Genomic DNA, 13146 nt, shown 5'->3' with positions numbered 1-13146 from the left:
GTGCACCCCGAACCCGTCGACCACGAACCCCGGCAGACGTTCCCCTGGGCGCTCCTGCGCCAGCGCTGGGAGGACCTCACCTTCCTGCACTGGGCCGTCGCTCCGGAGGTGGTCGCGCCGCTGCTGCCCGCCGGCACCCGTCCGGACACGGTGCAGGGGGTCAGCTACGTGGGCCTGATCGGTTTCCGGATGGTCGGGCTGGGCTTCGGCCGTGGCCCGGGGGTGCCGTACTTCGGCACCTTCTGGGAAACCAACGTCCGGCTCTACTCGGTCGACGACGCCGGCCGACGAGCGGTCGTGTTCCGGTCGCTCGACGCCTCCCGCCTGCTGCCGGTGCTGGTGGCGAGGGTGACGCTGCGCCTGCCGTACCTCTGGTCGTCGATGCGGGTGGATCGCGACGGCGACCGTCGCACCTACCGCTGCCGGCGGCGCTGGCCGGGGCCGGCGGGTACGACGAGCCGGATGGCGGTGCGGGTGGGGGAGCGGCTCGTCGAGCCGACCCCGCTCGAACACTTCGTCACCGCCCGCTGGGGGCTGCACACCCGGGCGTACGGGCGCACGCTGCACCTGCCGAACTGGCATCCGAGCTGGCCGCTGCACCGGGCCGAGGTGCTGCACCTGGATGACGAGTTGGTCGCCGCCGCCGGGCTGCCGGCACCGGTCGGGCCACCGGTGAGCGCGCTCTACTCGCCGGGTGTCGGGGTCAGGTTCGGTCGGCCGGTGGCGGCCCGGCCGCGCCGTGCCGGGCCGCCGGAGCCTCAGTAGCGGCCACCCTCGGGTGCGGGCAGCGCGTCCAGGTCGGCCAGGTCCTCGGCGCTGAGCCGCACGTCAGCGGCAGCGCAGTTGTCCACCAGGTACTTCGGGGTCTTGGTGCCGGGGATCGGGACGACCTGGTCACCCTGGGCGAGCACCCACGCCAGGGCGACCTGCGCGGGGCTGAAGCCGGCCCGGTCGGCGATCTCCCGGACCCGGGCGACGATGGCGAGGTTGGCGCGTAGCGCGTCCTGCTGGAAGCGCGGCAGGCCGCGCCGGAAGTCGTCGGCGGGCAGGTCGTCGAACGAGGTGAACCGGCCGGCGAGGAAACCGCGACCGAGCGGGGAGAACGGCAGGAAGGCGATGCCCTGCTCGGCGCAGTACGGCAACACCTCGGTCAACGGGTCGCGGGTCCACAGTGACAGCTCGGACTGCACCGACGCCACCGGGTGCACCGCCTGGGCCCGCACGATCTGCGCGACGGTCACCTCGGACAGCCCGATCTGCCGGGCCTTGCCCGCCGCCACGACCTCGGCCATCGCACCCCAGGACTCCTCGATGGGCACCTCCGGGTCGACCCGGTGCAGCTGGTAGAGGTCGACGTGGTCGGTGCCGAGCCGCCGCAGACTCTCGTCGATCGCCGCGCGGATGTGCTCCGGGCGGCCGTTGTTGCCGATCTTCGGTGAGTTGCCGGGGCCACCGGTGGGGGAGGTGGCCACCAGGCCGACCTTCGTGGCCAGTGCGGCCCGCTCCCGGTGACCGCCGGCCAGCGCCCGCCCGACCAGTTCCTCGTTGGTGTACGGCCCGTACACGTCCGACGTGTCGATCAGCGTCGCGCCCAGGTCCAGTGCCCGTCGGATGACGGAGATCGACATGTCGTCGTCGCGAGGGCCGGTGATGTCGTAGCCGTGGCTCATGCCCATGCAGCCGAGGCCGATGACGCCGACCTCGGGTCCGGTGCTGCCCAGCGTGGTGGTTCGCATGCGCCCCACGCTACGACCGGACCGGCCGACCCGCACCGGCGGTGGCGGTTGAGTGGGCGAGCCGTCGTACGGCACCGTCCTGTGATTCCGGGCTTCAGTAGATCTGGGAGTGCGTGATCGCGGTGAACACGCACGTCACGCTATTGCCGGGTCGGGCGGCGCGCCTGTCCAAAACTGCTCAGTGACCACCCTCACCGGTACCGGACTCAGGAGTCCGGTACGGTGGGGTCAACCGGACTCGCGAGTCCGGATTTGACTGGCAGTGACATCCGAGGAGCCCTCCAACCATGACCCAGGTGCGGATCAGCGATGCTCTCCGCGCGGTGGCCTTCGAGCCGACGCGCGACCTGACCGAGGCGCTGGACTTGTTCTACGCCCCCGACTACACCCACCGTAGCGACGGGAAAACCCTCGATCGGGCCGAATTCGCCGAGATGGTGACACGTGTGCGCGCCCAGATCGTCGACGGCACCGTGACCGTCCTCGACGAGCTGCGCGACGGCAGCCTCTACGCCGAACGGCACGTCTTCGAGGTCACCATGGCCGACGGTTCCACCGCCAGGCGGGAGATCGCGATCTTCGGGACGTACGCCGAGGACGGCCGCTTCCGCCACCTCAGCGAGACGGGGTTCGACCTCCCCGCCGACGACGTCGCCTGAACGACCCCGACGAACGACATCGAAGGAGAGAGCCATGCCCCGTCTCGCCGACCCCGACCCGAACGCCTTCCCGGAGGACGTCCGGGAGTTGCTGTCGACCCTGCCGCCGGATCCGATGGTCAAGATGCTGGCCCACTCGGTCGGTACGGTGAAACTGTTCGTCGACCTCGCGAGGGCGCAGTTCACCTCACTGGAGCTGCCGGCCCGCTCGCGGGAGCTGGTCGTCCTGACCGTTGCCGAGTACGCGGAGTGCGAGTTCGAAGCCGCCCAGCACAGGCCGATGGCCCTGGAGGCCGGCCTCGATCAGCGCGTCATCGAGATCATCAGCGCTCGGGACCTCGACAACCCGGAGCTGTCGCCGTCCGACCGGGCTCTCATCCGGTTCACCGCCGAGGTGGTGCGATCTCCACGCATCTCCGACGAACTGTTCGACCAGGTGCGGCACGTCCTGAGCGAACGCGAGATCGTGGAGGTGCTTCAGGTGGTGGGCTACTACTGGTCGTTCAGTCGGATCTGCACCGTGCTCGACGTCGAACTCACCAAGGTGTACAGCGACGAGCGGGTGGTCTCCGGCGACGCCGGCCGGGCAGACTGAGATCCATGGCAGAGTCCGACTCCGATCCGACGTCGAGCGACCCGGATGCTCCCCATCGGCGTGTCGACGCTCGTCGTAATCAGGAGCGGGTCATCGCGGCGGCACGGGAGCTCTTCGCCGAGCAGGGTCTCCAGGTGACGGTGCCGCAGGTCGCGGAGCGGGCCGGGGTGGGTCGCGCGACGGTGTACCGCAGCTACCCCAGCAAGGAGGACCTGATCGTCGCGGTCGTCCAGCGGCAGTTTCAGGAGCTGGAGCAGCGCACCCGCGCGGCGCTCGACGGCGCCGACGCGTACCGGGAGTGGTGTTCCTTCGTGCCCGACCTGTTCGGACGCCTCGCGCGCGACCGGGTCCTCGCCGACGCGTTCTTCGAGGGCAGGCTGGTGCCCGCCGCGCGCATCCTGGGCCTGATCGGGCAGTTGGTGGCGGCGGCCCGATCGTCCGGCAAGATCCGGCCGGACGCCGGGGAGCTGGACATTCGGGTGGTCCTCTGCGGGGCGGTCCGGCAGCTCATCGTGCTCGACGAGCGCGACCCGGCGGTGTGGCGTCGGTACGCCGACCTGGTGCTCAACGCGCTGCGCCCCTGACGGCGACCCCACCTTGCTCACATAGTTATTGATCGATATCCTGCGCCCAGGCGCCGCCCCGCCTCAGACCACCACCGTCGATCCGAAGCGGGTTCAGCATGCGCACACCGAGACTTGTCACGACTCTGGCCGTCGCCGGCCTGCTCGCCGGTGGGGTGGCCCTGGCCGCCGCCGCTCCGGCCAGCGCGGCGACCGCCGTGTTCTCCGTGACGAACAACTGGGGCAGCGGCTACCAGGGCCAGGTCACCGTCACCAACGACACCTCCACACCGATCACCAGTTGGCGGGTCGAGTTCGACCTGCCGTCCTCCTCGACCGTCAGTCAGTCGTGGAACGCGCAGCAGACGACCTCCGGCAGCCACTACACCTTCATCAACGTGTCCTGGAACGGCACCCTCGCCGCCGGTGCGTCGACGTCGTTCGGGTTCCTCGTCAACGGCACCGGCACGCCGGTGAACTGCACCGTGAACGGCGCGTCCTGCGCCGGCGGTCCGCCCCCGACCACTCCGCCGCCCACCACCCCGCCACCCACCACTCCGCCGCCGACCACCGGCACGCCGGTGGAGCGGCACGGGCAACTGCGGGTCTGCGGCACCACGATGTGCGACAAGTCCGGCGCGCGGGTGCAACTGCGGGGCATCAGCAGCATGTGGCTCAACTGGGAGACCGCCCCGTACGCCGAGAACCTCTCCGCGTTGACCTGGATGCGGGACAACTGGAACCTCCAGGTGATCCGCGCGGCCATGGGCGTCGAGCCGGCGGGCGCGTACCTCAGTGACCCGAACAAGGCACGTACGCAGGTGGAGACCATCATCAACAACGCGGTCACCGCCGGCGTGTACGTGATCGTCGACTGGCACGCCCACGAGGCGCAGAACAACCAGTCCCAGGCGGTGGCGTTCTTCGGCGACCTGGCCCGCCGCTACGGTCACCTGCCCAACGTCATCTGGGAGCCCTACAACGAGCCGTTGCAGGTGAGCTGGACCAACGTCATCAAGCCGTACCACCAGGCGGTGGTAGCCGCGATCCGCGCCGCCGACGCGGACAACATCGTCGTGCTCGGCACCCCGACCTGGTCACAGGACGTGGACGTCGCGGCGGCCAGCCCGGTCACCGGCACCAACCTGATGTACACGCTGCACTTCTACTCCTGCACCCACGGGGCGTCGCTGCGCGCCAAGGGCGACGCGGCGATCCGCGCGGGTCTGGCGCTGTTCGTCACCGAGTGGGGTGCCAGTAACGCCGATGGCGGCCTCGACGGCCGGGCGTGCCTGCCGGAGGCGCAGTCCTGGATCGACTGGATGAAGCAGAACGGCATCTCCTGGACGGCCTGGAAGCTCGACGTCGGCACCGACACCACCAACCTGCTCAGCCCGGGAGCGCCGGTGACCGGCGGGTGGAACAACTACCTGCACGGCCACGCGCCGTTCGTGGTGGCGAACATGAGGTGACCCGGGCCGCTCCATGATGGCCGGAGCGCGGATGTGGGGGTATCCGGGCCGACGGGATACCCCGACATCGCCGACCCCGCGCCGACCCCGCGCCGACCCCGCGCCGACCCCGCGCCGACCACGTCGCTCGGCCGCGGCGGGGCGGTCGCCTCGGCGGTATACCGCTCTCGGCCGGGTCCGACCCCAGGCGTCAGGGTGTGAAAGCCCGCCGGTACGCGGTGGGGGTGGTGGCGAAGGCCCGCTGGAAATGCGTACGCAGGTTGGTGGCCGTGCCCAGCCCGGTTCGGCGGGCGACTTCGTCGATGGTGATCCCGCCCTCTTCGAGCAGGGTGCAGGCGGCGCGCAGCCGTTGCTGGATCAGCCAGGCTCGCGGGCTCATCCGGAACCGACTCTGAAAGGTGCGGTGCAGCGTACGGCTCGACATCACACCCTGAAAGGCAAGATCCGCGACGGTGATCGGGCGGTGCAGGTTGCTGCTCGCCCAGGCGATGACTCCGCTCAACTCGTCATCCTCACCCGGGACGGCAACCGGGATGAACTGTGCCTGACCGCCAGCTCGGTGCAGTGGTGCGACCATGTGGCGGGCCCGTTGGATGGCGGCGGCCTGCCCGTGGTCGCGGCCGACGAGGTAGAGGCACATGTCGAGACCGGCGGCGAGTCCGGCGCTGGTGATGACCTGGCCTTCGTCGATGTACAGCGCACTCGCGTCCACGAACACCCCTGGATGCTCATCAGCGAGCGCGTCGGCGTGCGCCCAGTGGGTCGTCGCGCGGCGGCCGTCGAGCAGACCGGCCTGGGCCAGCGCGAAGGCGCCGGTGCAGATCGACGCGATGCGGATGCCACGACGGTGTGCCCGCCGCAGCGCCTGGAGAGCACGCGGCGGTGCCCGGCCACGGCGGAATCCCGGCACGATCACCGTGTCGGCATCGTCGAGCGCGTCGAGCGTCGCGGCGACGGTCAGCTCCAGACCAGCGGTGGTGGTGGAGACCGAACCACCGTCCAGTGCGCACACCGTCATCGCGTACCGGCCGTGGCCCTCGTGGCCGAAGACCTGCGAATCGAGATCGTGGTGTTCGACGGCTTCGACGAACTGGACGTCTTCGGCCCGTTCGAGGTGTTGTCGATGGCCGGCTTCGACGTGGCGCTGGTCGCCGTCGAACGGCCGGGCCTGGTCACCAGCATGCGTGGTGTCCAACTCCAGGTCCCCGAGATGCTGGATCAGGCCGACGGCGTGATCGTCCCGGGTGGCGGATGGCTTAACCAGGCCCCCGAGGGTGCCTGGGCGCAGGCGCAGCGCGGTGTGCTTCCGGCGAGGCTGGCCGCGCTGGCACCATCGGCGCGTTGGATGGCGTCGGTGTGCACCGGTGCGCTGTTGCTCGCGTCCGCCGGACTGCTGACCGGCCGGCGGGCGACCACCAACCGCAACGCGTACGACGAGTTGCGCGCCTACGACGTGAGCGTTCTCGACCAGCGGGTGGTCGACGACGGTGACCGGGTCACCGCCGGCGCGCTGTCGGCGGGGCTCGATCTGGGGCTGTGGCTCACGGAACGGGAACTCGGCGCCGGCACCGCCAACCGGGTCGCCGCGAGCATCGAGTACCGGGCTGTGCGGCGCTGAGCAGCCCGGCCAGAACGGGCGCGTCACCTTAACGCGCCGGAAACACCCCCGGCACCATCCCTGGGAACGCTCGTCGGACAGTCGAGACCACCGACACGCGAACCGGGGTGACCATGGCCGACAACACCACGAACGCGCCGACGTACGACGGGCCGGTGGACCGGTCCGGCAACGGCCGGACGCTGCCCACCCCCCGCACGAACCCGGTCCTGTCGCTGGACGACGGTGACCCGGCGGACCTGGCCACGATCGGGGTGGAGGAGGAGTTCCACGTCGTCGACCTGCACACTCGGGAGCTGGTGCCCCGGGCCGGTGAGCTGCTCGACCGGCTGCCGGCCACCTCGTTCACCGCCGAGCTGCACCGCAGCGTGGTGGAGACCAACACGGCGGTCTGCCGCACCCTGGACGAGATCCGCGCCGAGCTGACCCGACTTCGCCAGGCGGCCGTGCAGGTCGCCGACCGGGCCGGGCTGGGCATCGTGGCGGCCGGCACGGTGCCGCTGCGCGCCGACGGCGACCCGAGCGTCACCCCCACCTCCCGCTACCGGCGGATGCTCGACGAGTACCAGATGCTCGCCCGGGAGCAGCTGATCTGTGGCGCGCAGGTACACGTCGGGGTGTCCGACCGGGACCTGGCCGTCGCGGTCACCCGCCGCGTCCAACCGTGGCTGCCGGTGCTCCTCGCCCTCTCCACCAGTTCGCCGTACTGGATGGGTCAGGACAGCGGCTACGCCAGCGTCCGGTCGCTGGTGTGGCAGCGCTGGCCCACCGCCGGCGACCCGGGCGAAGTGACCAGCGCGGCGGACCACGAGGCGCTGGTCGCCGAGCTGATCTCCTCCGAGACCATCACCGACCCCGCCATGATCTACTTCGATGTCCGGCCGTCGGCGCACGTGCCCACCGTGGAACTGCGGATCACCGACGCCAACGCCGACGTGGAGACCATCGTCCTGCTCACCGGCCTGTTCCGGGCGCTCGTCCGGCGGGAGGTCGCCGCGCTGCGCGCCGGTGTGGAGCGGACGGCCGTGCGGCCACCGGTGCTGCGCGCCGCCGTGTGGCGGGCCGCCCGCTCCGGGCTGGAAGGGGACCTGCTCGACCTGCCCCGATCGGCCCGACCGGTGCCGGCCGCCGAGGCGGTCCGCCGCCTGGTGACCGACCTGCGCCCGCAGTTGACGGCGACCGGGGACTGGGAGCAGGTCAGCGAGTTGACCCGGTACGCGCTGGAACGCGGCAGCTCGGCCGCGCGGCAACGGCGGGCGTACGAGCGGCGCGGCCGGTTGGCCGACGTGGTGGACCTGCTGCTCGACGAGACCCGGGGACGCGTACGGGGGCCGCTGCCCGGTGCGCCGACCACGCCGGCCCTACCCACGTACGTCCACACGGACGACGAGGTCTTCGGCCCGGCGGGACCGGAGCCCGCGTACCGGCCGCTGCTGGCCGCCCTGCGGGGCCTCGGCGCCGACGGACTGCGCCAACGTGAGCACGACCGCGACGAGGAGCAGCGCGCCCGTGGCGTGACCTTCAGCGTGGCCGGCGAGGCGAGCACCCGACTCTTCCCGGTCGACCTCGTGCCCCGCGTGGTGCCTGCCGCCGACTGGCGGAGCCTGCGCGTCGGCCTGGTGCAGCGCGCCCGCGCCCTCGACGCCTTCCTGCGGGACGTCTACGGCGACCGGGCCGTGGTCGCCGACGGCGTGGTTCCGGCGTGGGTGGTCGAATCCTCACCCGGGCTGCGCCCGACCGGGGCGCTGATGGGCCGGCGGGGCACCCGCGCCCAGGTGTCCGGCACCGATCTCGTCCGTGATCCCGACGGCGGCTGGTACGTGTTGGAGGACAACCTGCGGGTGCCCTCCGGCATCGGCTACGCCGTGCAGAACCGTCGACTGACCCGGACGGTGCTGCCCGAGCTGCCGGTCCCCGACGACCTGCTGCCTGCCGACGAGACACCGGCGATGCTGCACCGGGCGCTGGTGGCAGCCGGGCCCGCCGCCGCCGACGACCCCGCCGTCGTGGTGCTCAGCAGTGGTCCGGGTGACCCCGCCTGGTTCGAGCACCGGCTGCTCGCCGACGAGATGGGCGTACCGCTGACCGAGAGCGGCGACCTGCTCGTGGAGGACGGCCGTGTCCAGCTCATCCGGGAGGGCCGCCGTAGCCAGGTGGACGTGATCTACCTGCGGATGGACGAGGAGGCGTTGCTGCACGCGCCGGGCGCCGACGGCGTCCCGCTGGGCTGGCCACTGCTCGCGGCCGTGCACGCCGGGCGGTTGACGCTGGCCAACGCGCTGGGCAACGGCGTCGGTGACGACAAGGCGTTGTACGCGTACGTGCCCCGGCTCATCGAGTACTACCTGGGGGAGAAGGCGCTGCTTCCGGACGTGCCGACGTACCTGTGTGGACTGCCCGAGCAGCGCGCCGAGGTGCTGGGCCGGCTCGACCAACTGGTGCTCAAGCCGGTCGACGGGTACGGCGGTGACCGGGTGGTGATCGGGCCTCGGGCCGAGGCGGAGGAACTGGACGCCGTACGGGAGCAGATCCTCGCCGCCCCACACCGGTGGATCGCCCAGGAGATGATCTCGCTGACCACCCACCCGGTGTTCGACGGCACGGCGCTCGCTCCTCGCCACGTCGACCTGCGGGCCTTCGTGTTCCTCGGCGAGAAGGCCGAGGTGGCGCCGGTGGCGCTGACCCGGGTGGCGCCCGCGGGCAGCATGATCGTCAACTCTTCGCGGGGCGGTGGGTCGAAGGACACCTGGCTGCTCGACGGAGCCGATCGGCCGTCGGCGTAACCCACGCTTGACCCCCGCGTCATCGCTGCGCAACCCGGTCCGCCAAGCCTGGACCGGTCAGCGGCCCGAGCCGATGAGAGGTGGATGCCATGTGCGGTATCGGAGGTGAGTTCCGCCTCGACGGGGCACCAGCCGACATGGCGGCCGTCGAGCGGATGCTGCCCGCCCTGGCCTCCCGAGGCCCGGACGGCGAGGGCCGGTGGCAGCACGGCCCGGCGGCGCTGGTGCACCGACGACTGCGCATCATCGACCTGTCCGACGCGGGCGCCCAACCGATGGTCGACCCCGAACTGGGGCTGGCCCTGGTCTTCAACGGATGCATCTACAACTACCGGGAGCTGCGCGACGAGCTGACCGCCGCCGGCTACTCCTTCCGGTCCACCTCGGACACCGAGGTGATCCTCAAGGCGTACCACCGGTGGGGCGCCGCCTGCGTCGAGCGGTTCTACGGGATGTTCGCGTTCGCGCTCGTCGAACTGGCCACGCGCACCCTGGTGCTGGGCCGCGACCGGCTCGGCATCAAACCGCTCTACCTGGCCGAGGGGCCGGGCCGGATCCGCTTCGCGTCGACGCTGCCGGCGCTGCTCGCCGCCGGTGACGTCGACACCGACCTCGACCCGGTGGCGCTGCACCACTACATGACGTTCCACTCGGTGGTGCCACCGCCGCGCACCATCCTCGCCGGCATCCGCAAACTCCCACCCGCCACCATCCGGGTGATCACCGCGGACGGGCGGAGCACCGACACCGTGTACTGGCGGCCGGAGTTCACCCGTGCCGCCGCCGCGCCGATGTCCGCCGGGGAGTGGCAGGAACGGATCATGACGGCGTTACGCACCGCCGTACGCCGCCGCATGGTCTCCGACGTGCCGGTCGGTGTGCTGCTCTCCGGCGGCCTCGACTCCAGCCTGATCGTCGCCCTGCTCGCCGAGCAGGGCCAGACCGGCCTGGCGACGTTCAGCATCGGGTTCGAGGCGGCGGCGGGGGAGAGCGGCGACGAGTTCCACTACTCCGACCTGGTGGCCCGCCACTTCGACACCGACCACCAGCAGATCCGCATCGGCGCGGCCCGGTTCGTCCCCGCCGTGCACGAGGCCATCGCGGCGATGAGCGAGCCGATGGTCAGCCACGACTGCGTCGCCTTCCACCTGCTCTCCGAGGAGGTCTCACAGCGGATCACGGTGGTCCAGTCCGGGCAGGGCGCCGACGAGATCTTCGCCGGCTACGACTGGTACCCGCCGATGGCGAACGTCGCCCGCGCGGATGCCGTCGAGGCGTACGCCCGGGTGTTCTTCGACCGTCGACACGACGCGCTCGGCGGACATCTGGCACCCGAGTGGATGCTCGACCACGACGCGAGCCTGGAGTTCGTCGCCGCGCACTTCGGCGCACCCGGCGCGGACACCGCGCTGGACGCGGCGCTGCGCCAGGACAGCCTGGTGATGCTTGTCGACGACCCGGTCAAGCGGGTCGACAACATGACCATGGCGTGGGGGTTGGAGGCCCGGGTGCCGTTCCTCGACCACGAGGTGGTCGAGCTGGCCGCCGCCTGCCCACCCGCGTTGAAGCTGGCGCACGGCGGCAAGGGCGTGCTGAAGACCGCGAGCCGGGGCATCGTCCCGGACGAGGTGATCGACCGGCCGAAGGGCTACTTCCCGGTGCCCGCCATCCGGCACCTCTCCGGGCCGCTGCTCGACGACGTCCGCGACGCGCTGACCGCCCGGCCGGCCCGCGAACGGGGCCTGTTCCGCAAGGACTACCTGGAGGAGTTGCTGGACGCGCCGAACGCCCGGCGGACCACGCTGGGCTCCAACGCGCTCTGGCAGCTCGGGCTGCTGGAGCTCTGGTTGCAGCGGATCGGGGTTTAGATGAGCGTACGGATCGAGGCGCCACGGACCACCCGTCGGGCTCGACCCTCCGGTCGCCGGCCGGCGCCGATACCCGTCGTCGAGGATTTCGCGCCCGCGCCGTCCCCGGGCGGCGACCGGGTGGCGTACCTCTCCGACCGGGCCGGGACGCCCGGCGTCTGGATCCGCGAAATCGGCGCGGACGACGCCGTCGCGCTGCCGACCGGTGACGATCCGGTGCTGGCGGTGAGTTGGTCCCCGGACGGGCAGTGGCTGGCCTGCGTCGTCGCACCCGGCGGCAGGCCCCGCACCGAGGTGTGGCTGCTCCGTCCGGACGGCAGCGGGCGTCAGCAGGTTGCCGGCTTCGGTCGCCACAGCGCGACGCCGGCCGGGTGGTTGGCGGGCGACCCGGTTCTGATGGTCACCGAGACCGCTGAGCGGGGTGCCGCCGTCCTGGTCGACGCGGGCACCGGACACCGGCGAGTCCTCGCGGAGGGTGACCTGCTCACCCTGCTGGACGTCACCCCGGACGCCTCCAGCGCTCTGCTGCGCCGTGGCCCCCGCAACGCCCGTTGGCTGGAACTGCTCGACGTGGTGACAGGTGAACGGCGGCGACTACTGCCGGACACCGGTCGGGGCAGCACCGACCAGGGTTGGTTCGGCCCGGACGGGACGAGCGTGCTGGCCCGCACCGACGCCTACTCGGAACTCGCCGCGCTGCTCCGGATCGACACCTGTCGCCCGGAGATGACACCGACCCGGCTCGCCTGGCGGCCGGACGCCGAGCTGGAGCAGGCCGTGCCGAGCGCCGACGGACGTCGGGCCGCCCTGCTGTGGAACACCTACGGTGGCCGCAGCGAGGTGAGCCTGCTCGACCTCGCCAGCGGGGTGCAACGGGCCGTCGCCGCCCCGGGTGAGGTGCTCGACGACGCCGTCTTCGCCGCCGGTGGTGACCTGCTCTGCCTCACCGCGCAGGGGCCGGTGCAGCCCCGGGAGGTCTGGCTGGTCGACCCGGCGACCGGGGCGCCGCGTCCGCTGCGGCCGGACACCGGCGTCGCGCGTACGGGCGGCAGCGGTGTCGCCCCGCAACTGGTCGACCTGCGTGCCCGCGACGGTCTGCCGCTCTCCGGGTGGCTCTACCGCCCGACCGGGCCAGGTCCCTGGCCCACCGCCATCAGCCTGCACGGTGGCCCGGAGGCGCAGGAGCGTCCCCGCTACAACCCGCTGTTCCAGGCTCTCGTGGCGCAGGGCGTCGCGGTGTTCGCGCCGAACGTGCGGGGCTCGTCGGGTTTCGGCCGGTCCTTCGTGGCCGCCGACAACCTCGCCGGCCGCTACGGGGCCATCGCCGACGTCGCGGCGTGCGCCGACCACCTCGTGGACAGCGGCGTGGCCCGTCCCGGCCAGCTCGGCTGCCTCGGCCGCTCCTACGGTGGTTACCTGGTCCTCGCGGTGCTGGTGAACTTCCCCGGGCTGTTCGCCGCCGGGGTCGCCGAATGCGGGATCTCCGACTTCCACACCTTCTTCGCCGGCACCGAGCCGTGGATCGCCGCCGCCGCCGTCAGCAAGTACGGCCACCCGGTGCGCGACGCCGACCTGCTGCGGGACCTGTCGCCGATGACCCACCTCGACCGGCTCGACGTGCCGGTTCTGCTCATCCACGGCGCCAACGACACGAACGTGCCGGCGGGCGAGTCGGCGCAGGTCGCGCAGGCGTTGGCGGCGCGCGACGCCCCGTACGGGCATCTGGTCCTGACCGGTGAGGGGCACGACTTCCTGTCCCGCGACAATGCCGAGGCGGCGCGTACGGCAACCACCGCCTGGCTCACCCGGCACCTCGCCGCGACCGCGGCCACCGTCGGCTGAGGCGTTATCC

Annotated in this window: 11 protein-coding genes; 9 read left to right on the top strand and 2 right to left on the bottom strand. The window is 71.9% G+C overall.

Annotated features, from left to right (window positions below; translation table 11 throughout):
• Entirely contained in the window at positions 1-765 is a 765-nt protein-coding gene (locus tag ABGB10_RS00545; RefSeq protein ID WP_347658808.1) for a DUF2071 domain-containing protein, read from the top strand.
• Here the strand turns inward: ABGB10_RS00545 and ABGB10_RS00540 are convergent.
• Positions 759-1736, bottom strand: a complete 978-nt coding sequence (locus ABGB10_RS00540) for an aldo/keto reductase (RefSeq protein ID WP_347658807.1) — start codon at positions 1734-1736, stop codon at positions 759-761. The two genes, ABGB10_RS00545 and ABGB10_RS00540, sit on opposite strands and share 7 nt — an antisense overlap.
• 287 nt (positions 1737-2023) lie before the next feature.
• On the opposite strand from ABGB10_RS00540, the gene ABGB10_RS00535 reads away from it, so the two are divergent.
• The 4 genes from ABGB10_RS00535 (at position 2024) to ABGB10_RS00520 (ending at position 5025) form a co-directional block, all read left to right on the top strand.
• On the top strand, positions 2024-2395 hold the full coding sequence (locus tag ABGB10_RS00535; RefSeq protein ID WP_347658806.1) for a hypothetical protein: 372 nt from the start codon (positions 2024-2026) through the stop codon (positions 2393-2395).
• A gap of 34 nt (positions 2396-2429) precedes the next feature.
• The gene (locus ABGB10_RS00530; RefSeq protein WP_347658805.1) at positions 2430-2990 is read left to right on the top strand and encodes a carboxymuconolactone decarboxylase family protein; all 561 of its coding nucleotides are present in this window, start codon (positions 2430-2432) and stop codon (positions 2988-2990) included.
• Positions 2991-2995: 5 nt separating this feature from the next.
• Positions 2996-3574 carry a helix-turn-helix domain-containing protein gene (locus ABGB10_RS00525; RefSeq protein WP_347658804.1) on the top strand — a complete coding sequence of 193 codons (579 nt, stop codon included), beginning with the start codon at positions 2996-2998 and terminating at the stop codon, positions 3572-3574.
• 98 nt (positions 3575-3672) lie between these two features.
• Positions 3673-5025 carry a cellulase family glycosylhydrolase gene (locus ABGB10_RS00520; RefSeq protein ID WP_347658803.1) on the top strand — a complete coding sequence of 451 codons (1353 nt, stop codon included), beginning with the start codon at positions 3673-3675 and terminating at the stop codon, positions 5023-5025.
• A gap of 190 nt (positions 5026-5215) precedes the next feature.
• On the opposite strand, the gene ABGB10_RS00515 is transcribed toward ABGB10_RS00520, so the two are convergent.
• The gene (locus tag ABGB10_RS00515) at positions 5216-6037 is read right to left on the bottom strand and encodes a helix-turn-helix domain-containing protein (protein ID WP_347658802.1); all 822 of its coding nucleotides are present in this window, start codon (positions 6035-6037) and stop codon (positions 5216-5218) included.
• Between the two features lie 18 nt (positions 6038-6055).
• Between ABGB10_RS00515 and ABGB10_RS00510 the strand changes: the two genes are divergently transcribed.
• The 4 genes from ABGB10_RS00510 (at position 6056) to ABGB10_RS00495 (ending at position 13136) form a co-directional block, all read left to right on the top strand.
• A complete protein-coding gene (locus ABGB10_RS00510) occupies positions 6056-6643 on the top strand; it encodes a DJ-1/PfpI family protein (RefSeq protein WP_347658801.1) in 588 nt (195 codons plus the stop codon).
• A gap of 113 nt (positions 6644-6756) precedes the next feature.
• Entirely contained in the window at positions 6757-9426 is a 2670-nt protein-coding gene (locus tag ABGB10_RS00505; protein ID WP_347658800.1) for a carboxylate--amine ligase/circularly permuted type 2 ATP-grasp protein, read from the top strand.
• 89 nt (positions 9427-9515) lie between these two features.
• On the top strand, positions 9516-11294 hold the full coding sequence (locus tag ABGB10_RS00500) for an N-acetylglutaminylglutamine amidotransferase (protein WP_347658799.1): 1779 nt from the start codon (positions 9516-9518) through the stop codon (positions 11292-11294).
• A complete protein-coding gene (locus tag ABGB10_RS00495; RefSeq protein ID WP_347658798.1) occupies positions 11295-13136 on the top strand; it encodes a prolyl oligopeptidase family serine peptidase in 1842 nt (613 codons plus the stop codon).
• Positions 13137-13146 lie beyond the last annotated feature (10 nt).

The sequence above is a fragment of the Micromonospora sp. B9E7 genome (assembly GCF_039871815.1).
Taxonomy (GTDB): domain Bacteria; phylum Actinomycetota; class Actinomycetes; order Mycobacteriales; family Micromonosporaceae; genus Micromonospora.
The sequence above is the reverse complement of the archived record's forward strand: the minus strand, read 5'-3'. Positions and strand labels throughout refer to the sequence as shown.